The organism is Plantactinospora alkalitolerans (assembly GCF_015690345.1).
Classification (GTDB): Bacteria; Actinomycetota; Actinomycetes; order Mycobacteriales; family Micromonosporaceae; genus Plantactinospora; species Plantactinospora alkalitolerans.
Genome location: NZ_JADPUN010000199.1, coordinates 1 through 24697 on the forward strand (window position 1 = coordinate 1; position 24697 = coordinate 24697).

A 24697-nucleotide genomic window follows, 5' to 3' on the forward strand; every position below is an offset into this window, starting at 1 on the left:
GCCCCCGTCCCGTACGGCTCCCGAGGGGACCGAGCAGCTGCCTGCGGAGGTCGAGGTGGTCGCCGTACCGGAGGAGGCACGTCCCGGGGCACACAGCTGGCAGCCGTACGTGACCGGCACGGTGTCCGAGGTACGCCTGCCCTGCCGGCACTCCGAGATAGCACAGCCGGCGAATCTGGGTCTCGCCTGGGACGGGATCGCCGCCTGGCTGGCGGCTCGAGGATAGCGGCGCCGGCCGGTCTGGGGGTGCGGGCATCCCCAGCCGGCCGGCACCTTCAGGCGCGAGGTGTCCACCAGGCGGGGTGCGCGCCGGCGGGTCGACGACATCGCGTACGGAAACGAGCGGGTCACCCGGCAGTCGGGTGGCCCGCTCGATCGCCGACAAGGCGTCGGGCGAACAGATCCGTAGACGGTGCATGAGCGAACCACACCGTCTACGGCTCCCCAACAGAGCGGTCCAGGTGCCCCTTCTGCCGGCTCGGCGGAAGGGGCACCTGGACCTCGGGGGTGAGTAATGCTCAGTTGGCGGAAAGCGCCTCGGTCGGTGCCAGACGGGAGGCGCGGATCGCCGGGTAGAGGCCAGCCATCGCGCCGATGACCAGGGTGGCCGCGAAGCCGCCATAGGTGGACCATGCGGGGACCACGGTCGACCAGCCACGGATCGTGGCGTAGATGCTGGTCACCACGATGCCGAGGAATGCCCCGCCGACTCCGCCGAGCGCGGAGAGCAGGAGCGACTCCGCGAGGAACTGGAGCCGGATCTGGCCACGGGTGGCACCCAGGGAGCGCCGTAGGCCGATCTCGGAACGGCGTTCGAGCACCGAGATGACCATGGTGTTGGCCACGCCGACTCCGCCGACCAGGAGTGCCACCGCGCCCAGGCCCAGTAGCAGGTTGGTGAACGCCTGGCTGGTGGCAGCCTGCGCGGTCAGCGCATCGGAGGGTTTGGAGACGGCGACCTCACCGGGCGACGCCGGGTTGGCGGTGGCCGCGAGCACTCCTTGCACGTCGTTGACGTAAGCCTCGTCCGACCGGGTGTAGATGATCGTCGGAAGGCTGTCGAACAGCAGGTAGTTCTCCGCGGCGGTCCAGCCGACCAGCGCCGAGGTGTCCAGCTCCGGTGCGAGCGTCGCCCTGTCGAGGATGCCGATCACGGTGAACCAGCGTCCGCCGAGGTAGACCTGGACGTCCCGGCCGGCGGCGCCGATGCCGAGCCGGTCGGCCGCGGTGGCGCCGAGCACCGTCGCCGGGTACTGCTCGGTGGCGGCGTTGAACCAGGTGCCGTTCGCCATCGTCGCCGTCACCGTGTCGAGCAGGTTCAACTTCGCGGCCCGTACGCTGAGACCGCCGCTCTGCTCGGCGGGAATCTTGTCGTTGCGGTACGCCTTGGCGTCCAGGACGGTCCCGACCGCGGCCACCTTCTGCACCGGTGTGATGCGTGAGATCATCGCGACCGATTCCTTCGGCAACGTCGCTGTCGTACCGGAAACGGTGCGTCCGGGGGTGACGGTCAGCAGATTCGTGCCCAACGCGGCGAGCTGGCGGTTCAGTGTTTCCTGACTCGACGAGGACAGTCCCACCACCGCCACCATCGCCGCGATGCCGATCGCGATGCCGAGCGCGGACAGGAACGCCCGCATCGGCCTGGTACGTAGCCCTGTGCCACCCACCCGCAGCACGTCCGAGGGGCTCATCCGTGCTGGTGACAACGTCGCTGTCACGACACGACCTGCCCATCCCGCATGACGATCTGCCGGGGCAGTTCGGCGGCGAGTTCCCGGTCGTGGGTGATGATCAGGACGGTTGTCCCGCTGGCGTGCAGCTCCCGCAGCAATGTCATCACGCCCGCCCCGGCGACCGAGTCCAGGTTGCCGGTCGGCTCGTCGGCCAGCAGTAGCGGCGGGTCGCCGATGACCGCGCGGGCGATGGCCACCCGCTGTCGTTCCCCGCCGGACAACTCGTTCGGCAGGTGATCCATGCGGCTGCCGAGGCCGACCCGGTTCAGCGCGGCCTCGGCGCGTTCCCGCCGTTCGCCCAGCGACACACCCGAGTAGAGGAGGCCGTCGGACACGTTGTCCCGGGCGGAGACGCCAGCGGCGAGATGGAACTGCTGGAACACGAATCCGATCCGGAAGGCGCGCAGCGCCGACAGTTGCCGGTCGGTGAGCTTCGCCACGTCGCGCCCGTCGATGTGAACCGACCCCGTCGAGGGCCGGTCGAGCGTCCCGATCAGATGCAGCATGGTGGATTTGCCGGACCCGGACGGGCCGACGATGGCCACCAGTTCCCCATAGCCGATCGTCAGGCTGACGCCGCGCACCGCGACGACCCCGCCCGGGTACTCCTTGGAGACGTTCTCGAGCCGAACTACCGAGTCCAGGCCGGCAGTGTGTACCTCTTCGAGCTGACCGACCGCGCTCATGCGGGCATCCCCACCGTCGCACCCTCGGCCAGGCCGTCGCCCGTGATCTCTACTTTGCCGTTGGCGAACAAACCGGTCTTCACGGCGATGAGCCGAGCGGAGTCACCCTCCACCAGCTGCACACCGTACCCACCCTCGGAGAGGGCGAGCAGAGCCGCTACCGGGACCGTCAGCACGTCCTTTCGCTCGGAGGACGCGAACGCCACCTCCAGGGAGGCCTCATCGAGGCCGGCCAGCTTCTTGGGATCGTTGGCGGTGACCGAGACCTCGATGACGGTGGTGTCCTTCTCCGTGCTGCTGGCGGCTGGCTTGATCACCATGACGGCGCTCGAGATCTTGCCGGGCAGGGTTTCGCCGTCCGGCAGCGTCACGGTCACCGGGGCTCCCTTTTTCGCCATCTGGCGGTAGTCGTACGGCAGTTCGACGCTGACCACCTTGCTGTTGCCGGTGTAGGTGAGAACGGTCGAACCGGGCCCGGTCACATTGCCCAACGCCAGTTTCTGGCTGTCCACCCGGATCTGCCCCGAGGCGTAGAACACCCGTCCGAGGTCCACCGTGCCGGTCTCGGACAGGCCCAGGTCGTCCTGCCACTCCCGGACCGCCGAGGCGGTGGACGACGTGAAGTCGTTGTCGACGGTGAATCCGTCGTATCCGAGCGCGCTCAGGTTCTGTTCGAACTGCTTGACGTCGGCGCCGCTGTCACCGGATTTCAGCGCCCGGTACATGGGGAGCCTGCCGTACATCAGTACTACCGGCTTGTTGTCCAGCCGGTAGAGCGGTTTGCCCCGGACCACCTGGCTGCCGATCCCCGGCAGCCAGGTAACGGTGCCGGTGAGGCGGCCGAAGACGCTTGTGGTGCTGCCGAAACCCAGGTCACCGCTGAGGGTGACGGCATCCACCAGGGTCTCCCTGGTGATGGTGGCCGTGGCCGGGGGCAGGGTACTGCCGGCTTCGGTCGTGGACTTCTTCCCACCGAACACTTCGAGGACGCCGGCGAATCCGACACCGGTCGAGGCGATGGCGGCCGCGCCGGCGGCGATCACGACGCCCGCCGCGATCGCCGCCCGGCCGCCACGGCGTCGACGCCGTTTGCCTTCGGCAGCCATCAGCCGTTGCCCCCGGCCGGCGTCGCCGGCTGGAACTGGCGGCACTTCTCCTCGGCGGCCTTGAGCTTCGGGTCGTCGGGCCCGCTCAGACCCAGCTTTTCGAAGTCCACCCGCATGGAGCCGTCGGCCTCCGGGTCGGGCCAGCCGGGGAAGCCGTTGTCCCGCATGCACTGGGCGAGCTTGCGCTGCCGCTCGGCCTGCTGCCCATCGGTACCGCCCCCGGCCGGGCGGCCGCCCCGGAATTGCTGACACTTCTTCTCCGCCTTGTTGAGCTCCGAGTCCGGGATGTTGTCGGGCACGTCGAAGCTCACCTGACCGTTGTCACCGACGGTCGGGTCGGGGAAGGTGGATATGCCGTTCTGACGCATGCAGTTCGCGTACTGGAGACCGGAGCTCTTGGCATCGGCGGCGGACTGGGCGGACGGGGTGGCTTTGCCGTCGCCATCCACGCTGGCCACTCCTCCGTCCCCTTCGCCTGAGCCGCCGCAGCCCGCCAGGCTGATCGCGACCAACAGGCCACAGACAAGTCCTGTCCTGATACGCATGGTCGACTCCTTCGTTAGGAATGCGGCCGTGCGTCGACCGCTGTGTTCGAGGAAAACAGATCAGCCGTTTCCATCCGGTCACCATGGGGGTGACGCGGTGGATACCCGAGCGTCGGCGACTATGGTGGTATGCGGATACTCGTGGTCGAAGACGAGCGGTTGCTCGCCGAGGCGGTCGCCGAGTGGTTGCGCGGCGACGCGCACGCGGTCGACGTGGTGAACGATGGCGGTGCCGCTCTGGAACGCCTCGGCGTGAACGACTATGACGTGGTGGTGCTGGACCGGGATCTGCCGGTGGTGCACGGGGACTCGGTCTGTCGGGAGATCGTCAGTAGCAGCGCCGGTGTGCGGGTGCTGATGCTGACCGCCGCCACGGATGTCGACGACCGGGTGGCCGGGCTGGCCCTGGGCGCCGATGACTACCTGCCCAAGCCGTTCGCGTTCCGGGAGCTGTCCGCCCGGGTGCAGGCGCTCGGACGGCGCGGACTGCCCGCATTGCCGCCGGTGTTGCAGCGGGCCGGCATCCGGCTGGACCCGAACCGTCGGGAGGTGTTCCGGGACGGCCGGCTGGTGCCGCTGGCGCCGAAGGAGTTTGCGGTGCTCGCGCAGCTGCTGCGGGCGGAGGGCGCCGCGGTCTCCACCGAGCAGTTGTTGGAGAAGTCGTGGGACGAGAACGCCGACCCGTTCACCAACGCCGTACGAATGACGATCTTGAAGCTGCGCCGCAAGCTGGGCGATCCGCAAGTGGTTCTGACCGTGCCGGGCGGAGGGTACCGCATACTGTGAGCAGGCTGACGATCCGAGCCCGGTTGACGCTGGTCTACTGCGGGCTGCTGGCTTTCGCCGGCCTGCTCCTGTTGGCGGTGATGTACGGGCTGATGGCCCGGCACATGGCGCCGGGCCGCCAGCTGGCGGAGGCCGGCTCGGGAGCGGATCGGGTCGGCCAGCCGGCGCCGCTGGCCGGCTTCGCCGAGCGGATCCGCGAGAGCACGCTCGAAGCGATGCTGATCCAGGGCGGGGTGGCGCTTGTCGTGATCATCGCGTTGGCCGTCGGGCTGGGCTGGCTCATCGCCGGTCGGATGCTGCGGCCGCTGCATCGGGTAACCGACACTGCCCGCCGGATCGCCCAGGCGCCCGCCGCCGACCGGCGCCTGGACGAACGGATCGCGCTCGACGGCCCGCACGACGAGATCAGGGTGCTGGCCGACACCTTCGACGTGATGTTGGAGCGGTTGGACAGCTCATTCGACGGGCAGCGCCGCTTCATCGCCAACGCCTCGCACGAACTGCGTACCCCGCTCACCCTGAATCGGGCGCTGCTGGAGGTGGCCGTCTACCGCCGGACCGCGTCGGAGGAGGTGCGGCAGCTCGGTGAGACGCTGCTGGAGATCAACAGACGGCACGAGCGGCTGATCGACGGCCTGCTGGTGCTCGCCCGATCCGAGCGGCAACTGGTGGACCGGTCGTTCGTGGATCTCGCCGATCTGGCCCAGTACGTGGTCTTCCATCAGGCACCCCACGAACTCACGATCGACATCGAGGCAGCCGAGGCTCCCACCATCGGCAACTCCGTGCTCCTGGAGCGCCTCGTACGAAATCTGGTGGAGAATGCCGTCCACTACAACGTCAAGGACGGCTGGGTCAGCCTTCGCACGTACACCGATCAGGACGGCAGCGCCGTTCTGGAGGTGACCAACACCGGCCCGGACGTGCCGCCGTTCGAGGTTCCCAGCCTCTTCGAGCCGTTCCACCGCAGCGAAGGGGTACGGGCCGCAGACGGGCCGCCCGGCTCAGGCCTGGGATTGTCCATCGTGAGGGCGGTCGCCCATGCGCACGACGGCACCGCATCGGCCGAACCGCGCGGCGAGGGCGGCCTGATCGTCACCATCCGGCTGCCGGGCGCGAAGGCGGACGGCTGAGACGGTGACCGGATGGAAACAGGGCAGGCTCTAACGTCGGTTCTTACGAGCCACCGACTCTGGAGCGACGGCGATGAGCGAAGCAGTGATCGAGTTACACGAGGTCACCCGGCAATACGACGAGGGGCCGCCGGCACTGCGTAAGTTGACCTTGACCGTCAACCGCGGCGATTCGGTGGCGATTCTCGGCCCGTCCGGTAGCGGTAAGTCGACCCTGTTGAATCTGATCGCCGGGCTGGACAGACCCACGTCGGGAACGGTGACCGTGGCCGGTGCCGAGGTGCACACCCTCGGCGAGGCGGCCGCGGCACGCTACCGCCGGTCCCATATCGGCATGGTCTTCCAGTTCTTCAACCTGCTCGACGATCTCACCGTGCTGGACAATGTGCTGCTGCCCGCCCAACTGGCCGGAGTCCGCGGTGGTGAGGCCCGGTCCCGCGCGGCTCGGCTGCTCACGACGCTCGGCATCGACCGGCATTCGGGGGCCTACCCGGGCCGGCTTTCCGGGGGTGAACGGCAGCGGGTCGCCGTGGCGCGGGCGTTGATCAACCAGCCGGCACTGCTGCTGGCTGACGAACCCACCGGCGCGCTGGACACCGCCTCCGGCATCGAGGTGCAGAACCTGCTCAAGGAGCTGCACGCCGGCGGCCAGACCATCCTCATGGTCACCCACGACATGGCTCTCGCCGAGGCCTGTGCCACCCGCACCATCCATCTCGTCGACGGGCAGGTCTCCGCTGACACTCTGACGGACAGCCGGTCGTGAGCGCTCTCGGCCGCGTGGTGAGCTCCGGCGTGGGCCGCCGGCGATGGCTGCAGACGCTGGTGATCGGGCTGGTGGCCGCCATGGCGGTGGCGACGTCCGTGCTCGGCGGTGCGCTGCTGATCAGTTCCCGAGCGCCGTTCGACACCGCGTTCGCCGACCAGAACGGCGCTCACCTGGCGGTGCTTCTCAACGCCAAGAAGGTAGCCGCACAGCAGGCCGCGGCCACCGCGAACGCCACCGGGGTGGCCGCGGCGGCCGGTCCGTTCCCCGTCGGCACCGTCGGCGTCAGAGGAACCGAGGCCGGCACCCTGACGATCGACCTGAAAGTGGTGGGCCGTGCCGATCCGGGCGGGGCCGTGGACAGGGTGTCGCTGACCGACGGCCGGTGGGCCACCGGCCCCAACGAGATCGTGGTCTCCAACGCCGGCATCATCGTGTCCGTCGGTGAGACGCTGACCGCTGGGGAGACGACTCTGACCGTGGTCGGCAAGGCCCGGTCGATGAGCGACACCGCCGACGCCTGGACGGACCCGGCCACCCTGGCCGCGCTCACCACGACCAGTGAGTACCAGATGCTGTACCGGTTCGAGGCCGCGGCGACCGCGACCGAGATGACCGCCAACCAGACCGCCGTCGAGAAGGCTCTGCCGGCCGACACGGTGATCGCTGCCCGGTCGTGGCTGGAGGTGCGCCGCGAGGCGGTCGAGGCTGCTGCGGTGTTCGTGCCGTTCCTTGTCGCGTTCGGCGTACTCGCCCTGGCCATGTCGCTGCTGATCGTCGCGAACGTGGTCACCGGGTCGGTGGCCTCGGCGGTACGCCGGATCGGGATCCTGAAGGCGCTCGGCTTCACCCCTGGCGAGGTGGTCCGCGCCTATGTCGGACAGGCGCTGCTACCGGCGGCGGCGGGCGCGGGAGCCGGGGTGATCGTCGGGAACCTGCTGGCCGTGCCGTTGCTCGGGCGGATCCAGGTGGTGTACGGCACGCCGAAGCTTGCTGTGTCGTGGTGGGTGGACGTCGTCGTGGTCGTGTTCGTCCTGGGCCTGGTGGCAGTGACCGGGTGGCTAGCGGCGCTGCGGGCCGGTCGGCTGCGTACCGTGGACGCGCTGGCGGTCGGCCGTACCAGCAGCGGTGGCCGGGGCCGGTGGGCGGCCCGGCTCGTCGGCCGGCTGCCGGTGCCCCGCCCGGTCGGTATCGGTTTGGCCCGCCCGTTCGCGCGGCCGATTCGCGCGGTGCTGCTGCTGGCAGCGATCGCCTTCGGAACCGCTGCGGTGACGTTCTCGGTCGGCATCGGCACCTCGCTGGTACGCGTCCAAGCGGCCGGCGAACACAACATCGCCGACGTCGTGGTGCAGCCGCCACGGCCTACCCGGGGTGGACCGTCCGGCCCGGCCGACGCCGGTCCGCAAGCGGACCCGGCGAAGGTGTTGGCTGCGATCAGCGCGCAGCCTGGAACTGAAGCGGCCTACGGTGTGCGGCAACAGCCGATGCGGATGACCGGAGCGGCGAATGCGGTAAATGTCAGCGCGACGCTCGGGGACGCCCAGTGGAACCGGTACGAGATGGTCACCGGCGGTTGGTACGGCGCGCCCGGTGAGGCGACGGCCGCGTCCGGTCTGCTGCGGGCGACCGGCAAGAAGGTCGGCGACACCATCACGCTCACCGGCAGCGGGGGCACGGCCACGCTCACCATCGTCGGCGAGGTGTTCGAGTCGGGCGAGGCTGTCTGGGCCGACGTCGCCTCGGTCGGCGCGGCCATGGGCGACACCGGCTCGACGTCCGGCGTGCGACCGACCAATGGTGAGAGGGGTCAGACCGAGGATTCGTTCCGTTACTACATCGCGATCACCGACGCCAGCGACGTACTGGACTACATCGCCCCGCTCAACTCGGACCTGGAAACCCTCGGCCTGGAGGCTTTCCGCAATCCCCGGACGACCGAGCCGATCATCACCGCCCTCATCGGCCTGGCCACCCTGGTGGCGACGTTGCTCGCGGCGGCGGCCGCCCTCGGCGTGCTGAACACCATGATGCTGGACCTTCGTGACCGGGTGCACGACCTCGGGGTCATGAAGGCGGTCGGCATGTCGCCCGGGCAGACCGTCACCTCCGTGATCGCCTCGGTGGTCGGCGTGGGCCTGCTGGGCGGTGCCGCCGGGGTGCCGATCGGGATGGCTGTGCATTCCCTGACGCTTCCCTCGATGGCCGGCACCGCCGGCACGTCCCTGCCCTCGTTCATCACCGACGTCTATCTGCCCGCCGTGCTCACCGCGCTCGTGTTCGGTGGCTTGGTCGTCGCCCTGCTCGGCGCACTGATCCCGTCGGGATGGGCCGCTCGGGTGCGCACGGCTACCGCCCTGCGCACCGAATAGGCATCGCCACGCGGGCGCGTCTTCGGCGGCCGGGAACGACTCGTCCAACCGACATCGGCTGCTCAGTCGCACAGCCGCTTCGCTCGCGGCTGTGTGCGGCCGTCCTTGTCGGTCCCGGACGGCGAACATAGTGTGCCCGTATGCGGACACCAGGGCTCTTCGTGCACGCCACCGGCGTGTTTCTGGGGGACCGGGTTCCGGTCACGGACGCCGTGGCGGCCGGAAGTTATGACGCCGACGAGGCCGAGGCGACGGAGTTCGCCAGCATCGCCGTCGCGGGAGATGTTTCCGCACCTGAACTCGCGGTGGCCGCTTCGCGGGTGGCGCTGAACCGGGCCGAGGTGCCCGGAACGTCGCTCAGCCACCTCCTGTACGCCGACGTCCATCACTCGGGGCCGGACGGCTGGTGCCCGTTCGCCTACGTGCAGCGCGAGCTGGCCGCCGGTGACGCCCTCGCCACCGGTATCCGGCAGGGGTGCAACGGAGTGTTCGGCGCTATGGCGCTGGCTGACGGGGCGTTGCGGACCGCCGCGGCCGGACGGTCCGCGCTGCTGGTCGCCGCCGACAATTTCTCCTCGCCGCTGCTGGACCGGTGGCGGTGCAATCCCGGCCTGGTCATGGGGGACGGTGCGGCGGCGCTGGTGCTGAGCCGTACGCCCGGCTTCGCAGAGGTGCTGTCCGTCGCTTCGACGACGCTTACCGAGTTGGAGGGCCTGCATCGGGGGAACAGGCCGCTGTACCCGGCAGATGTGACTCTGGGCCGGAAACTCGACTTCGGCGCCCGTTTCGCCGAGTTCGCTGCTGCCGGCGGTTTCTTCCCGGGCAGTGGACTGGAGTTCGTCCGCCGGTTCGCGGGCCTCGTTGAACTGGTCCTGGAGGAAGCCGGCGTCAAGCTGGACGAGATCGCTCGAATCGCGTTCAACCACGGGGGCCGCGAGGTGGTAGAGGACCGGCTGGGTCCGTTGGGCGTGCCGCTGGAGCGCACCACCTGGGCGTTCGGCAGCACGATCGGACACGCCGGTGCGGCCGACCAGATCATCGCGTTCGACCATCTGCTGGGAAGCGGGACCATCGGTCCCGGTGACCACGTGCTGATGCTCGGCGTCGGCCCCGGAGTGTCGATCGCCGGCGCCGTGGTACGCGTGCATGCCACACCCTCGTGGCTCAATCGACCGGGGGACTGATGGAGTTCGGATGGACGACCGAGCGGCGGGCGAGATACGACAGCGCGGTCGCCGCCGCGCGGCGGTTGGCGCCGGAGACCGGCACGCCGGGTCTCGACCCCGCGCTCTGGCGGGAACTCGGCCGGCATGGCTTGCTCGGGGCGAGCGTGGACGTGAAGGAGGGCGGCGGAGGCCTGGGTGCCCTCGACACCGCGCTGTTGTTCGAAGGGTTCGGCCGAGGCTGCCCCGACACCGGTCTGGTATTCGCGGCCGCGGCCCACCTGTTCGCCTGCGCCATGCCGATCGCGGAGTTCGGCTCGGCGGCGTTGCGTTCCCGGCTGCTGCCGGGCCTGTGCGCCGGCGATGCCGTCGCGGCGAACGCGATGACGGAGCCGGGTGCGGGCTCGGACGTGTCACTGCTGGCCGTGACAGCCACGCCGGGCGACGGCGGATACCGGCTGAACGGCACGAAGAGTTTCGTCAGCAACGGCCCGGCCGCGGACGTGCTTGTCACTTATGCGACCACCGACCCGGGAGCGGGCCATTTCGCGCTTACCGCGTTCGTCGTCGACCGTGCCGGTCCGGGCGTCCGGGTCGGTGAGCCGTTCCGGAAACTCGGCATGGCGTCGTGCCCGGCGAGCGAGGTGGAGTTCGTGGACTGCTTCGTCCCGGACGGCAACGTCCTCGGCGAGCGCGGTCAGGGGTCGGTGATCTTCCAGCACTCGATGCTCTGGGAACGGACCTGCCTGTTCGCGCTCTACCTCGGGGTGCAGGACCGGCTGGTCGAGCAGGTTACCGCGCATGCCGGGCAGCGCACCCAGTTCGGGCAGCCGCTGCGCGGATTCCAGTCGGTGTCCAACCGGATCGTGGAGATGAAGCTGCGGCTGGAGAGTGGGCGCCTGCTGCTCTACCGGGCGTGCTGGCTGCTCGACCGCGGTGAGCCGGATCTGCTGGCGTCCGCCCTGTCCAAGCTGGCCGTGTCGGAGGCGGTGCTTGCCAGTTCGATCGATGCCCTTCAGATTCTGGGCGGCCGTGGCTACCTGACCGGCCAGGGCGCCGAAGCCGCGCTGCGTGACGCGGTCGGCGGCACCATTTTCTCCGGAGCCTCCGACATCCAACGGCAGATCATCGCTCGGGAACTCGGCCTCTGACACCGCTGCGCCGCCACTGGCCGCTGGCGCCCTACCGCTACCCGCACGGTCATTGCTCACTTACCGGGAGGATGTGTTGATGGAGGCGCTCGAGGCTGTTCTCGTGCATTGCTGGGAGTCGGCGCTGCGGCACCGGCCGATCGGTGTGGACGACAATTTCTTCGCGATGGGCGGACATTCGCTGACAGCCATTCGGATTGCTCACCGGATCACGGAGGCCTTCGGGGTCGAAGTCGAATACCTCATGGTGCTCGAGTCCGGCACGATCGCCGTGCTGGCGCAGGGTCTCGTCGACCGTGCCGCGGCGGCCGGCGTCACCGTCTCCGAACTGTCTGACGCGGGGCGGGCCTATCTGCTGAAGCGGGGCGTCGCAGCCGCAGAAATCGTGTGAGACCGAAGGAGGCCCACGCCGGTCATGGCGTGGGCCTCCTTCGCGTGAGCGTCTCTCCCGTCAGCTCCCGCGACGCGCCGTCCGGACGGGCGGCCGCCGGTCGCTGCTGGCACCGTTCTCCCCGCCGTACTGGATGCGGTACAGGTCCGCGTAGAGGCCGCCGGCCGCGAGCAACTCGTCGTGCGTGCCGCTCTCCCGGATCTCGCCCTCGGCGACGACCAGGATCTGATGCGCCTCCCGGATGGTGGACAGCCGGTGTGCGATCACCAGGGAGGTGCGGCCGGTCAGCGCGGTGTGCAGGGCGCGCTGGATGGCCGCCTCGGATTCGGAGTCCAGGTGTGCGGTGGCCTCGTCCAGTACGACGACCGGTGGCGACTTGAGCAGGAGCCGGGCCAGCGCGACCCGCTGCTTCTCGCCGCCGGAGAGCCGGTAGCCGCGGTCGCCGACCACGGTGTCGAGGCCGTCCGGCAGAGCCGAGATCACGTCCCAGATCCGCGCGGCCTGGCAGGCCTCGACCAGTTCCTGCTCGGTGGTGTCATCACGGGCGTACATCAGGTTGGCACGCAGGGTGTCGTGGAACATGTGCGCGTCCTGGGTGACCACTCCGACGGTGCCGAGCAACGATCCCAGTGTCAGGTCCCGGACGTCCTCACCGCCGACCCGGACGGTGCCCTCGATGGCGTCGTACAGCCGGGGCACCAGTTGGGTGATGGTGGTCTTGCCGGCGCCGGACGGGCCGACCAGCGCGGTCAGCTTGCCGGCCGGGACGCGGAACGACACGTCCCGCAGCACCCAGGCGTCGCTGGGACGGTCCTGCCCCCGCCGGGCGATCGACTCCAGGGACGCCAGCGACACGTCCTTGGCGTTCGGGTAGCGGAACGAGACGTGGTCGAATTCGATGTCCGGAGCGGCGGTTCCGTTCGTACCCGGCTCCAGCACGCGCGCGCCGGGCTTCTCCTTGATGAGCGGCTTGAGATCCAACACCTCGAAGAGCCGGTCGAAGCTGACCAGCGCGGTCATCACGTTGACCTGCATGTTGGCCAGCTGGTTGATCGGGCCGAAGACCCGGGTCAGCAGGCCGATCATGGCGACGATCGTGCCGATCTCCAGGGCACCGTCGATGGCGAGGATGCCGCCACCGCCGTACACCACCGCGGTGATGACCCCGGTGAGCACGGTGAGAGCGAGGGGAATTATCTGCCCGTAGACCATCAGGGTGGTCGAGATGTCCCGTACCGCGGCGGCCTTGCCGGAGAACGTGGCGGTCTCCCGTTCCGGGTTCCCGTACAGCTTGGTGAGCATCGCCCCGGCGACGTTGAAGCGTTCGCCCATCACCGAGGCCATCTCGGCCTCCACGGTCATGCGTTCGCGGGTCATCCGCTGGAGCCGGCGGCCGACCAGCCTGGTGGGAAACAGGAACAGCGGGATCAGCACCAGCACGGCCACCGTCAGTTGCCAGGAGAGGATGAACATCGTGCTGAGGACGAGCACAAGGGTGAGCAGCGTCGAGATGGTCTGGGAGAGCAGCGTGGTCACCGCCTGCTGGGCGCCGACCACATCGGAGTTGAGCCGGCTGATCAGTGCTCCGGTCTCGGCCCGGGTGAAGAAGGTCAGGGGCTGCCGCTGTACGTGGGTGAACACGGTGGTGCGCAGATCGTAGAGCAGGCCCTGACCCACCCGGCCGGACAACCAGGTCTGCGAGTACACGGCAATCGCGTCGACAATCGTCGCGCCGAGGATCAGCAGCGCCAGCGCCACCACGACGTCGCGCCGCTTGGGCATGATCCCGTCGTCGATGACGAACTTGAGCAGAAGTGGTGTCAGTGCGGTGAGGGCCGCGTGGAGCGTGGTCAGCAGCACCAGACCCAGCAGCGCCCAGCGGTACCGTCGGGCGTACGGGAGGACCCGTTTTATCGTCCCGGGGCGCACCTTCTGCCCCTTAATATCCGGCCTGGGGCCCATGCGCATCGGGCCCGCACCGGGGCCGCCCATCATAGCCACGTAAAGTCCTTTGCTTAGCGGTGGAGCGTCCGGTGGGGTCAGTGCTTGTCGAGGAACTCGATGACCGCGGCATTGACCTCGTCGGGCCGTTCCAGATAGCCGAGGTGGCCGCAGCGGGGAATCTCCACGAAATCGCAGTGCGGGATGGCGTCGGCCGTCTCGGCCGCGAGGTGCGGCGGTGCGATGCCGTCGTCGGTGAACGCGATGACCCGGCAGGGCGTCGTGATCTTGGTCAGAGCTGCCCGGCGATCCTCGGTGGTGTCCACCCAGGCCTGCCCGCTGGCCTCGCCGCCCTCGGCGGCGAGCTCGAAGATCTCCAGCCACGACGAGGTGACGTCGTCGTTCCGCAGCGTCGCTGGCGACAGCATCTTCTGCACCGTGTCGACCGCCCGGTATCGGGCCGGGAGCTGGATGCCCCGCTCGTCCAACGCCCGGTCGGCCAGTGTCTGGGCCAGACGGACGGCGTCGGCTCGCGGCCGGGTCGCGATCAGTACGGCACAGCGCACCAACGACGGGCTGTGGATCGCCAGCTCTTCGGCGATCATCGCGCCGAGGGACGTGCCCACGATCCGGCAGGGTGCGAGGTCCAGCGCCTCGATGAGCCCCCGGGTGTCGGCGACCATGTCGGCGAGCGAGTAGCGGCCGGGCGGCGTCGCGGACGGCGGAACGCCCCGGTTGTTGAAGATGGTGGTCCGGTAGCCCGCGCGGTGCAGGGCCGGAGTCTGGTGCATGTTCCAGACGTGGCCGGCGGCGTTCTGCCCCATGATGAGGAGCACATCCTCGCCGTGGCCGCTGCGCTCGTATGACAGCCGGATGCCGTTGGTGTCCAGGTAGGGCACGAGTCTCCTCCGGTGTAAATGCGTCAAAATCGTTGATGTCGTCCCTACTGGCGCTGTTCACGCCTGCGGACTTGGCCCTACTATCGCAAGATCCGGCCGAATGATGCCAATGTCAGAAACGGCAGCCCGAACGCCATTGTGCAGGTATGTGGCGGCGTGGTCGAGTCAGCGGAATCCTGCGGAGGTCACGTGGGACGCCGAAAGGCGCGGCAGGTGTCCGTCCGCCTCGATTGCGTGGTTGGACGGCTGCCGGCTGCGGCCGGCTGTTTGTACAACTGATGCGCCGCTGCGGTCGTACATTGTCCGACTGTGCATTGTGGCAAATGAGGGCTGCTCGGTCATGCTGACGCGTGCGATCCCGTATGCGCCGCGCCCGGGACCCTCGACGACTGAGGACGTGGAATGGTCGCTTCTGAAGGTGTGCTCCGTGAGTTGATGGCCGGCCAGTTGGCTATTTGGAACGCCCAGGCGCTAAAGCCGGACAGCGTTGCCTTCAACGTCGGCGAGTACGTCGAAATTCGTGGTGACCTGGACACGGGCCTGTTCATGACGGCCGTGCGGCAGGCGCTGGCCGAGGCCGACTCGTACCGGCTGCGGTTCACCACCGTCGATGGCGTGCCGCGGCAGTACGTGGGCGGGATGGAGAGTCCCCCGGTGCGGGTCGTGGATCTGGTCGGCCAGCCGGATCCGCAGGCTGCCGCCGAACACGCCATGCGTGCCGACCTGAGCCGGCGGATGGAACTGACCGGCGCCGCGATGGGCACCCAGTTGCTGTTCGTGCTGGAGCCCCGGCGTTTCTGGTGGTACCAGCGTTTCCATCACCTCGTCATCGACGGGTACAGCCTCTCGTTGTTCGTCTCGGCGGTGGCACGCATCTACACGGCGCTGGCGGAGGACGGCAGCGTCGAGGAGACCAACCTCGAGCCGCTCTCCGTCCTGTTGGACGCCGAGCGGGACTACCGGGAGTCGGCGGCGTTCGAGCGGGACCGGCGCTACTGGCTGGACAAGCTGTCCGGCCTGCCGGAGAGCGCCCACCCGGCGGCCCTCCGGAATCGGCTGCCGGATGCCCCCACCAAGCACCGGCGGCAGTTGGACGCGGACGAGGCCACGACGTTGAGAGCGTCGGCCGCGCGATCGCGGGCCAGCATCGCCGAGCTGGCGGTCGCTGCCGCGGCTGTCTACGACCACCGCCTCACCGGAACGCGCGACGTGGTCGTCGGCGTCACGTCGGTCGGACGGTCCTCGCCGCGAGAGTTCGACGCGGTGGGGATGACCTCGAACGTGATACCGGTGCGCCTGACGATCGATCCCGCCGAGACGCGCGGGACGTTGCTGCGGCGTACGTCCGAGGCGGTCCGGGACGCGCTGCGGCACCAGCGTTACCGGTACGAGGACATGGTGCGGGAGCTGAAGTCCGTCGACGGCGCGCCGCTGTTCGGCCAGGTCGTCAACGTGATCTCGTTCGAGTATCCGCTGCGGTTCGGCGCGTGTACGGCGACCGCCCGGACGTTGGCGTCCGGCCCAACCCATGACCGACGGATCAGTGTCTACGACCGGGCGGACACCGGGGAGCTCACCTTCGAGGTCGAGGCCGATGCCGACCGGCACGGGACGGACGGAGCCGACCGCGTAGCGAACCGCTACCTGCGGTTGTTGAAGGCTTTCACGGGCGCCGCCGCAAACGAGCCGGTGGCTCACGCCGAGATCCTCGGCGAGGAGGAGCGTCGCCGGGTACTGGTCGACTGGAATCCTGCGCCGCGCCCGGCCGCGGATCTTCCCGTGCATCTCGGCGACCTGTTCGACGCCCAGGTCGCCCGGACGCCCGAAGCCATCGCGCTCGTCGGTGACAGTGTCGAACTCACGTACGCACAACTGGACGAGCGCGCGAACCGGCTGGCGTGGTACCTGCGCGGCCGCGGCGTGGGCGAGGGATCGATCGTCGGACTCGCCGTGGACCGGGGCACCGACTTCGTGGTGGGCTTGCTCGGGATCGTGAAGGCCGGCGCGGCCTATCTGCCGATCGACGCCCGGTACCCGGCCGAGCGGATCGCGTTCATGATCGACGACAGTGGTGCGGCGCTCGTGCTGACCGCGTCGGACCTCGTCGGCAGCGGGGCGACTCCGGTTGCCGTGCTGAACAGCGCCGAGGTGCAGGCGGAGATCGCCGGGTCTCCGGCGGTGGCGCCGACGGTGGTCCTGTGGCGGGACTCGCTGGCGTACCTGATCTACACGTCCGGCTCGACGGGGACGCCGAAGGGCGTGGGGGTGACCCACGGCGGCGCGGTGAACCTGGCAGCGGCACAGATCGAACGGTTCGGCGTGCGGGCCGGGGACCGGGTGCTGCAGTTCGCGTCGCACGGGTTCGACGCCGCCACGTGGGAAGTGCTGATGGCGCTGGCCTCGGGCGCCGGGTTGGTGGTGGCCGCGCAGGACGACCTGCTGCCGGGGGAGGGCCTCACCGGGGTGCTCGGCCGGCACGGCGTGTCGTACGCGACGTTGCCGCCGGTCGTGCTCGGTGCGTTGACGCCGTCGGACCTGGCATCGGTGCGCACGCTGGTATCGGCCGGTGAGGCCCTGGACCGCGGGTTGGTCCAGCGGTGGGCGGAGGGCCGCCGGTTCATCAACGCGTACGGGCCGACGGAGACGACGGTGTGTGCGTCGATGTCGGCGCCGCTGGTAGCCGGCGACGAGCCGGTCATCGGCACGCCGATCCGCAACACCCGGGCGTTCGTCCTGGATGGCTCGCTCGGCCCGGCCCCGGCGGATGTGGCCGGCGAGTTGTATGTGGCCGGCGCCGGTCTGGCCCGGGGGTACATGGGTCGCCCGGGGCTGACCGGCCAACGTTTCGTGGCGTGTCCGTTCGGCACGGGTGAGCGGATGTACCGCACCGGTGACCTGGCGAAATGGACTCTCGACGGGCAACTGGTGTACCTGGGCCGAGCCGACGATCAGGTGAAGATCCGCGGGTTCCGGATCGAGCCCGGTGAGATCGAAGCGGTCCTGGGCGCGCATCCGGCCGTGCTCCGCGCGGCGGTGGTCGTCCAGGAGGTTCAGGCCGGCAACAAGAGCCTGGTCGGCTACGTCGTCCCCGGTGACGGTGACAACGGCGAAGACCTGCCGGCGATACTGCGGGAGTACCTGGGCGAGCGGTTGCCGGACTACATGGTGCCGGACGCGGTGATGGTTCTGGCGGAGATGCCGCGCACCGTGAACGGAAAGCTCGACCGCGCGGCGTTGCCGGTGCCACGACGGACCACCGGTGCCGGCCGGAGTCCCGCGACCGCGGCCGAGCGCCTGGTCAGCGAGGCCTTCGCCGAGGTCCTGGGCCTCGATCGGACAGGTGTCGAGGACAATTTCTTCGAGTTGGGCGGACACTCGCTGCTGGCGACGAAGTTGATCGGCTGTGTGCACAAGGCGACGGGTGTGATGTTGCCACTACATGCGCTGTTCGACATGCCGACGGTCGCGGCGCTCGCCGCGCATGTCGCCGGAGCGGCTTCCAGCCCGGCCCGGTCGGCTCTGACGGTCACGGCTCGCCCCGACCGGGTCCCACTGTCGTTCGCACAGCAGCGGCTCTGGTTCCTGAGCCAGGTGGAAGGCAACAACCCGGCCTACAACGCCCCGCTCGCCCTGAAACTGACCGGACCACTCGACCATGCCGCCCTGAACATGGCGCTGCGGGACGTGCTGGGCCGGCATGAGGCGCTCCGCACGGTGTTCCCCGTGCAGGACGGCGAGCCGTGCCAGGAGATCCTCGACCCGGCGTCGATGCGGTGGTCGTTGCAGGTCGAGCAGGTGCCGGCGGTCCAGGTATCCGAAGCGGTGGCACAGGCGGCGCGGTATCCGTTCGAGCTGTCCACGGAGGTGCCGATCCGAGCGTGGCTGTTCGAGACGGCGCCGCAGGAGTCGGTACTGGTTCTGGTTCTCCACCATGTGGCCGCCGACGGCTGGTCGATGGGCCTGCTGATGCGGGATGTGTCGGCGGCCTACGCGGCCCGGCTGCGGGGTGGGGCGCCGGAGTGGGAGCCGTTGCCGGTGCAGTACGCGGACTACGCGCTGTGGCAGCGTGATCTGCTCAGCGAGTCCTCGAGCACGAACGACCTGCTGCGGGACCAGGTGGACTACTGGCGCCGTGCGCTCGCGGACGCACCGGAGGAGCTCGGTCTTCCCCGCGACCGGCCGCGGCCGGCCGAGGCGAGTCACCGGGGGCACACCGCGCCGGTGCGGATCCCGGCCGAGGTGCACCGGCGACTGGCGGAGTTGGCCACCGCGGAGAGCGCCACGTCGTTCATGGTGTTGCAGGCTGCCCTGGCGACGTTGCTGTCTCGTCTGGGGGCTGGTACGGACGTGCCGATCGGGTCGGCGGTTGCCGGGCGTACCGACGAGGCGCTTGACGAGCTTGTCGGCTGTTTCGTGAATTCGCTGGTGATCCGTACGGACCTGTCGGGGGATCCGCCGTTCCGGCAGTTGCTGGCTCGGGTGCGGGAGACGACCCTGGGTGCGCTGGCGCATCAGGACGTGCCGTTCGAGCGTCTGGTGGAGGAGTTGGCGCCGGCACGGTCGTTGGCGCGGCATCCGCTGTTCCAGGTGGTGCTGACCCTTTTCGACCCCGGCGACCAGGCAACCGATCTGCCCGACGTGACCGCCGAGTTCATCCCACCGGACCGGCAGACGGCGAAGTTCGACCTCGACGTGTTGTTGAGCGAGGTCTTCGACGCTGATGGTGCTCCGGCGGGTCTGTGGGGTGTGGTCACGGTGGCGGCGGATTTGTTTGATGAGGTGACGGCGGTTCGGTTCGCGGAGTTGTTCGTGCGGGTGTTGTCGGTGGTGACCGCGGTGCCGGATGTTCGGCTGCATGCGGTGGATGTGTTGGATCCGGTCGAGCGTGAGTTGTTGGTCCGGGGTTGGAACCAGACTGCGGCGCCGGTTTCCGCCGGGTCGGTGGTGGAGCTGTTCGGGCGGTCGGTGGCGTGGGTGCCGGACGCGGTGGCGGTGGTGGCCGATGGTGTCGAGCTGACGTATGCGGGGTTGGCTGAGCGTGCCGGCCGCCTGGCGGGTTACCTGCGGTCCCAGGGTGTGGGTCCGGAGTCGGTGGTGGCGTTGTGCCTGCCTCGGGGTGTGGAGATGGTCACCGCGATTCTGGCGGTGTGGCAGGCGGGCGGGGCGTATCTGCCGGTCGATGTGAAGCTGCCGGTGGAACGGGTGGCGTTCATGTTGGCGGACAGCCGGGCGATGTTGGTGGTGGGTACCGGAGACGTCCTGGACGACCTGCCGGTGGGTCTGGTGCCGATGGTCGCGGTGGATGATCCGATGGTGGCCGGGGCGATGCCGCTCGTGGCGCCGGTACGGGTCGATCCGGATGGCTTGGCGTATGTGATTTACACGTCCGGTTCGACTGGTGCTCCCAAGGGTGTGGCGGTTACCCACGGCTCGTTGGCCAACTATGTGGGATCGGTGTCGCAGCGGTTGGGATGGACCGGTGGTGGCCGGTTCGGGTTGTTGCAGCCGCAGGTGACCGACCTGGGCAACACGGTGGTGTTCAGCAGCCTGGCCACCGGTGGACAGTTGCATGTGCTTGACGAGGCCAGTGTTCTGGACCCGCAGGCGGTGGCCGACTACCTGACCGAGCACCGTATCGATCATGTGAAGGTGGTGCCGTCGCATGCGATGGCGCTGTCGGCGGGGGCGGTTCTGCCGGCCCGGTCCGTGGTTCTCGGTGGTGAGTCGGCGCCGGCGTCATGGGTGGAGTCGCTGGTACGCGAAGCCGCCGGTCGGGGGGTGTTCAACCACTACGGGCCGACGGAGACCACGATCGGGGTGGCCACCGCTGACCTTTCGGGGTTGTCCGGCCCGGATGTGCCGATCGGGACACCGATCGCGAACACCCGTCTGTTCGTGTTGGATGAGCGGCTCGCACCGGTACCGGTCGGGGTCGCCGGAGAGTTGTACGTCGCTGGCGCGCCGGTGGCCCGTGGCTACGTCGGGCGGCCGGATCTGACGGCCGAGCGGTTCGTGGCCAGCCCCTTCGGTGCGGGGGAGCGGGTATACCGCACCGGTGACCGGGTCAAGTGGACGACGCAGGGGCAGTTGGTGTTCCTGGGCCGAGCCGACGACCAGGTCAAGATCCGCGGGTTCCGGGTCGAGCCCGGCGAGATCGAAACGGCCCTGCGCGCCTATCCGGGCGTCGAACACGCCGCGGTGATCGTCCGTGAACAACAGCTGATCGGGTACGTGGTCGCCGACGGTGACGTCGATGAGATCCGAGGATTCATCGGATCACGGCTACCCGACTACATGGTGCCGTCCACGATCGTCGCCCTGCCGGAACTGCCCCTGACCGACAACGGCAAACTCGACCGCAACGCCCTACCCGACCCGCAGCACGCCAACACATCCGTCCGCGGCCCGGAAACGGTGCAGGAAGAACTGCTCTGCGCCGCTTTCGCCCACGTCCTGGGCCGGGACACCGTCGGCGTCGACGACAACTTCTTCGACCTCGGCGGCCACTCCCTGCTCGGCGTCCGACTCGTCTCCCGGATCCGGTCGACCCTCGGCGTCGAAATCGAGATCCGCACACTCTTCGACGCACCCACACCAGCCGAACTGGCCGGGTGGCTGGCCCGATCGGGTACCGACCGGGTGCGGCCGGTGCTGCACGGCGGGGGGCAGCGGCCGGCGCGGGTGCCGCTGTCGTTCGCCCAACGCAGGCTCTGGTTCCTGACCCAACTGGAGGGTCCGAACCCGACGTACAACGTACCCACGGTGCTGCGGTTGTCGGGGCCGGTGAACGCGATGGCCCTGGAGATGGCGCTGCGCGACGTGATCGCGCGGCACGAGTCGCTGCGCACCGTCTTCCCCAGTGATGACGGCGAGCCCTACCAGCGGATTCTCGATCCGGACGACGTGGGTTGGACGATGACGGTGGTGCCGGACAACCGAGCCGGAACAGTGCAGTTGCGCTTCCCGGACATCGACGCTCCGTCCGGCGGTCCCTCCGGAGTCCTGCCGGAGGTGGAACCGATCACCGACCTCACGGTGGACGCCCTGTCCGGAGCCGATCTGAGCGCCGCGATCGTCGGCGTGACGCAGTGCACCTTCGATCTGTCGGTGCACGTGCCGATTCGGGCGTGGCTGTTCGAGGTGGCTCCGGACGAGTCGGTACTCGTGCTGGTTCTGCATCACATCGTGGCGGACGGTTGGTCGGTGGGGCCGTTGATGCGGGATGTGTCGGCGGCGTACGCGGCGCGGTCGCGGGCGATGGCGCCGCAGTGGCCCGGGCTGCCCGTGCAGTACGCGGACTATGCCCTTTGGCAGCGCCGGTTGCTCGGTGACGAGGCGGATCCAGGAAGTCTGCTGTCGGAGCAGGCGGAGTATTGGCGGCGGGCGCTTGCCGGCGTTCCAGGGGAACTGAGCCTGCCCTACGACCGGCCCCGGCCGATCGAGGCGAGCCATCGTGGGCACAGCGTGCCGGTGCGGATTCCGTCCGGGGTACACCGGCGGTTGTCCGCTCTGGCCAGGGACGAGGGCGTGACACCGTTCATGGTGTTGCAGGCTGCCCTGGCGACGTTGCTGTCTCGTCTGGGGGCTGGTACGGACGTGCCGATCGGGTCGGCGGTTGCCGGGCGTACCGACGAGGCGCTTGACGAGCTTGTCGGCTGTTTCGTGAATTCGCTGGTGATCCGTACGGACCTGTCGGGGGATCCGCCGTTCCGGCAGTTGCTGGCTCGGGTGCGGGAGACGACCCTGGGTGCGCTGGCGCATCAGGACGTGCCGTTCGAGCGTCTGGTGGAGGAGTTGGCGCCGGCGCGGTCGCTGGCGCGGCATCCGCTGTTCCAGGTGGTGCTCACCATCCTCAATCCCGTCTCGTCGGAACGGCGTACCGCCGAGACCCTCGACCTGGCAGACCTCGAGGCCGAGGTGCTGTTCGCCGGAAAGCAGCTCGCGAAGTTCGACCTGGACGTGCTCGTCGGCGAGGTCTTCGACGCTGATGGTGCTCCGGCGGGTTTGCGGGGTGTGGTCACGGTGGCGGCGGATTTGTTTGATGAGGTGACGGCGGTTCGGTTCGCGGAGTTGTTCGTGCGGGTGTTGTCGGTGGTGACCGCGGTGCCGGATGTTCGGCTGCATGCGGTGGATGTGTTGGATCCGGTCGAGCGTGAGTTGTTGGTCCGGGGTTGGAACCAGACTGCGGCGCCGGTTTCCGCCGGGTCGGTGGTGGAGCTGTTCGGGCGGTCGGTGGCGTGGGTGCCGGACGCGGTGGCGGTGGTGGCCGATGGTGTCGAGCTGACGTATGCGGGGTTGGCTGAGCGTGCCGGCCGCCTGGCGGGTTACCTGCGGTCCCAGGGTGTGGGTCCGGAGTCGGTGGTGGCGTTGTGCCTGCCTCGGGGTGTGGAGATGGTCACCGCGATTCTGGCGGTGTGGCAGGCGGGCGGGGCGTATCTGCCGGTCGATGTGAAGCTGCCGGTGGAACGGGTGGCGTTCATGTTGGCGGACAGCCGGGCGATGTTGGTGGTGGGTACCGGAGACGTCCTGGACGACCTGCCGGTGGGTCTGGTGCCGATGGTCGCGGTGGATGATCCGATGGTGGCCGGGGCGATGCCGCTCGTGGCGCCGGTACGGGTCGATCCGGATGGCTTGGCGTATGTGATTTACACGTCCGGTTCGACTGGTGCTCCCAAGGGTGTGGCGGTTACCCACGGCTCGTTGGCCAACTATGTGGGATCGGTGTCGCAGCGGTTGGGATGGACCGGTGGTGGCCGGTTCGGGTTGTTGCAGCCGCAGGTGACCGACCTGGGCAACACGGTGGTGTTCAGCAGCCTGGCCACCGGTGGACAGTTGCATGTGCTTGACGAGGCCAGTGTTCTGGACCCGCAGGCGGTGGCCGACTACCTGACCGAGCACCGTATCGATCATGTGAAGGTGGTGCCGTCGCATGCGATGGCGCTGTCGGCGGGGGCGGTTCTGCCGGCCCGGTCCGTGGTTCTCGGTGGTGAGTCGGCGCCGGCGTCATGGGTGGAGTCGCTGGTACGCGAAGCCGCCGGTCGGGGGGTGTTCAACCACTACGGGCCGACGGAGACCACGATCGGGGTGGCCACCGCTGACCTTTCGGGGTTGTCCGGCCCGGATGTGCCGATCGGGACACCGATCGCGAACACCCGTCTGTTCGTGTTGGATGAGCGGCTCGCACCGGTACCGGTCGGGGTCGCCGGAGAGTTGTACGTCGCTGGCGCGCCGGTGGCCCGTGGCTACGTCGGGCGGCCGGATCTGACGGCCGAGCGGTTCGTGGCCAGCCCCTTCGGTGCGGGGGAGCGGGTATACCGCACCGGTGACCGGGTCAAGTGGACGACGCAGGGGCAGTTGGTGTTCCTGGGCCGAGCCGACGACCAGGTCAAGATCCGCGGGTTCCGGGTCGAGCCCGGCGAGATCGAAACGGCCCTGCGCGCCTATCCGGGCGTCGAACACGCCGCGGTGATCGTCCGTGAACAACAGCTGATCGGGTACGTGGTCGCCGACGGTGACGTCGATGAGATCCGAGGATTCATCGGATCACGGCTACCCGACTACATGGTGCCGTCCACGATCGTCGCCCTGCCGGAACTGCCCCTGACCGACAACGGCAAACTCGACCGCAACGCCCTACCCGACCCGCAGCACGCCAACACATCCGTCCGCGGCCCGGAAACGGTGCAGGAAGAACTGCTCTGCGCCGCTTTCGCCCACGTCCTGGGCCGGGACACCGTCGGCGTCGACGACAACTTCTTCGACCTCGGCGGCCACTCCCTGCTCGGCGTCCGACTCGTCTCCCGGATCCGGTCGACCCTCGGCGTCGAAATCGAGATCCGCACACTCTTCGACGCACCCACACCAGCCGAACTCGCGGGCCAGCTCGAGACCGCGCGGCCGAGCCGGCCGGCGCTGCGGCCGAGGCAGCACGAAAACCTCACGGAGGACATGCACTGATCCGACCCGGAGCCATCGGCCATCGAGCTGCTCTGCGACGGTGAGTGGCGGCCCTCGCCGCGAGGAGC

General features: G+C 69.1%; 15 protein-coding genes. 9 read left to right on the forward strand and 6 right to left on the reverse strand.

Annotation, left to right across the window (positions count from 1 at the left end):
• The coding region (locus I0C86_RS21505; protein WP_196203057.1) for a hypothetical protein at positions 1–226 on the forward strand (226 nt) is incomplete at its 5' end.
• Positions 227–518: 292 nt separating this feature from the next.
• Here I0C86_RS21505 and I0C86_RS21510 read toward each other — a convergent pair.
• From I0C86_RS21510 to I0C86_RS21525, 4 genes are read right to left on the reverse strand one after another with little or no spacing between them, the layout of a single operon-like run.
• On the reverse strand, positions 519–1694 hold the full coding sequence (locus I0C86_RS21510; protein WP_196203058.1) for an ABC transporter permease: 1176 nt from the start codon (positions 1692–1694) through the stop codon (positions 519–521).
• Between the two features lie 23 nt (positions 1695–1717).
• Positions 1718–2422 carry an ABC transporter ATP-binding protein gene (locus I0C86_RS21515; RefSeq protein ID WP_196203059.1) on the reverse strand — a complete coding sequence of 235 codons (705 nt, stop codon included), beginning with the start codon at positions 2420–2422 and terminating at the stop codon, positions 1718–1720.
• On the reverse strand, positions 2419–3573 hold the full coding sequence (locus I0C86_RS21520) for an efflux RND transporter periplasmic adaptor subunit (RefSeq protein WP_323373772.1): 1155 nt from the start codon (positions 3571–3573) through the stop codon (positions 2419–2421). Before I0C86_RS21520 ends, I0C86_RS21515 begins: the two co-directional genes overlap by 4 nt.
• Positions 3528–4073 carry a hypothetical protein gene (locus I0C86_RS21525; protein ID WP_196203060.1) on the reverse strand — a complete coding sequence of 182 codons (546 nt, stop codon included), beginning with the start codon at positions 4071–4073 and terminating at the stop codon, positions 3528–3530. The genes I0C86_RS21520 and I0C86_RS21525 overlap by 46 nt, the downstream gene beginning before the upstream one ends.
• Before the next feature lie 129 nt (positions 4074–4202).
• Here I0C86_RS21525 and I0C86_RS21530 point away from each other — a divergent pair, with 129 nt between their 5' ends.
• The 7 genes from I0C86_RS21530 to I0C86_RS44520 all read left to right on the forward strand — a co-directional run bounded on the left by I0C86_RS21530 (position 4203) and on the right by I0C86_RS44520 (position 11832).
• Complete coding sequence (locus I0C86_RS21530; protein ID WP_196203061.1) at positions 4203–4859, forward strand: response regulator transcription factor; 657 nt, start codon at positions 4203–4205, stop codon at positions 4857–4859.
• On the forward strand, positions 4856–5992 hold the full coding sequence (locus I0C86_RS21535) for a sensor histidine kinase (protein WP_323373773.1): 1137 nt from the start codon (positions 4856–4858) through the stop codon (positions 5990–5992). Before I0C86_RS21530 ends, I0C86_RS21535 begins: the two co-directional genes overlap by 4 nt.
• Positions 5993–6065: 73 nt before the next feature.
• Entirely contained in the window at positions 6066–6758 is a 693-nt protein-coding gene (locus I0C86_RS21540) for an ABC transporter ATP-binding protein (protein ID WP_196203062.1), read from the forward strand.
• Positions 6755–9127, forward strand: a complete 2373-nt coding sequence (locus I0C86_RS21545) for an FtsX-like permease family protein (RefSeq protein WP_196203063.1) — start codon at positions 6755–6757, stop codon at positions 9125–9127. The genes I0C86_RS21540 and I0C86_RS21545 overlap by 4 nt, the downstream gene beginning before the upstream one ends.
• A gap of 140 nt (positions 9128–9267) precedes the next feature.
• Positions 9268–10311, forward strand: a complete 1044-nt coding sequence (locus tag I0C86_RS21550; RefSeq protein WP_196203064.1) for a ketoacyl-ACP synthase III family protein — start codon at positions 9268–9270, stop codon at positions 10309–10311.
• Positions 10311–11441, forward strand: a complete 1131-nt coding sequence (locus tag I0C86_RS21555; protein ID WP_196203065.1) for an acyl-CoA dehydrogenase family protein — start codon at positions 10311–10313, stop codon at positions 11439–11441. The genes I0C86_RS21550 and I0C86_RS21555 overlap by 1 nt, the downstream gene beginning before the upstream one ends.
• A 79-nt stretch (positions 11442–11520) precedes the next feature.
• Complete coding sequence (locus tag I0C86_RS44520) at positions 11521–11832, forward strand: phosphopantetheine-binding protein (protein ID WP_196203066.1); 312 nt, start codon at positions 11521–11523, stop codon at positions 11830–11832.
• 60 nt (positions 11833–11892) lie between these two features.
• On the opposite strand, the gene I0C86_RS21565 is transcribed toward I0C86_RS44520, so the two are convergent.
• A complete protein-coding gene (locus I0C86_RS21565) occupies positions 11893–13827 on the reverse strand; it encodes an ABC transporter ATP-binding protein (RefSeq protein ID WP_196203078.1) in 1935 nt (644 codons plus the stop codon).
• Positions 13828–13871: 44 nt separating this feature from the next.
• On the reverse strand, positions 13872–14672 hold the full coding sequence (locus I0C86_RS21570; RefSeq protein ID WP_323373774.1) for an alpha/beta fold hydrolase: 801 nt from the start codon (positions 14670–14672) through the stop codon (positions 13872–13874).
• Positions 14673–15074: 402 nt separating this feature from the next.
• Between I0C86_RS21570 and I0C86_RS21575 the strand changes: the two genes are divergently transcribed.
• Positions 15075–24629 (forward strand): non-ribosomal peptide synthetase, encoded by a 9555-nt coding sequence (locus I0C86_RS21575; protein ID WP_196203067.1) that lies wholly within the window; start codon positions 15075–15077, stop codon positions 24627–24629.
• Positions 24630–24697: the final 68 nt, after the last annotated feature.

What these genes read in the sequence shown, in the direction of transcription:
- I0C86_RS21510 (WP_196203058.1), bottom strand. Translation starts at nt 1,694, where the DNA reads ATGAGCCCCTCGGACGTGCTGCGGGTGGGTGGCACAGGGCTACGTACC.
- I0C86_RS21515 (WP_196203059.1), bottom strand. Translation starts at nt 2,422, where the DNA reads ATGAGCGCGGTCGGTCAGCTCGAAGAGGTACACACTGCCGGCCTGGAC.
- I0C86_RS21525 (WP_196203060.1), bottom strand. Translation starts at nt 4,073, where the DNA reads ATGCGTATCAGGACAGGACTTGTCTGTGGCCTGTTGGTCGCGATCAGC.
- I0C86_RS21530 (WP_196203061.1), top strand. Translation starts at nt 4,203, where the DNA reads ATGCGGATACTCGTGGTCGAAGACGAGCGGTTGCTCGCCGAGGCGGTC.
- I0C86_RS21540 (WP_196203062.1), top strand. Translation starts at nt 6,066, where the DNA reads ATGAGCGAAGCAGTGATCGAGTTACACGAGGTCACCCGGCAATACGAC.
- I0C86_RS21550 (WP_196203064.1), top strand. Translation starts at nt 9,268, where the DNA reads ATGCGGACACCAGGGCTCTTCGTGCACGCCACCGGCGTGTTTCTGGGG.
- I0C86_RS21555 (WP_196203065.1), top strand. Translation starts at nt 10,311, where the DNA reads ATGGAGTTCGGATGGACGACCGAGCGGCGGGCGAGATACGACAGCGCG.
- I0C86_RS44520 (WP_196203066.1), top strand. Translation starts at nt 11,521, where the DNA reads ATGGAGGCGCTCGAGGCTGTTCTCGTGCATTGCTGGGAGTCGGCGCTG.
- I0C86_RS21565 (WP_196203078.1), bottom strand. Translation starts at nt 13,827, where the DNA reads ATGATGGGCGGCCCCGGTGCGGGCCCGATGCGCATGGGCCCCAGGCCG.
- I0C86_RS21575 (WP_196203067.1), top strand. Translation starts at nt 15,075, where the DNA reads ATGGTCGCTTCTGAAGGTGTGCTCCGTGAGTTGATGGCCGGCCAGTTG.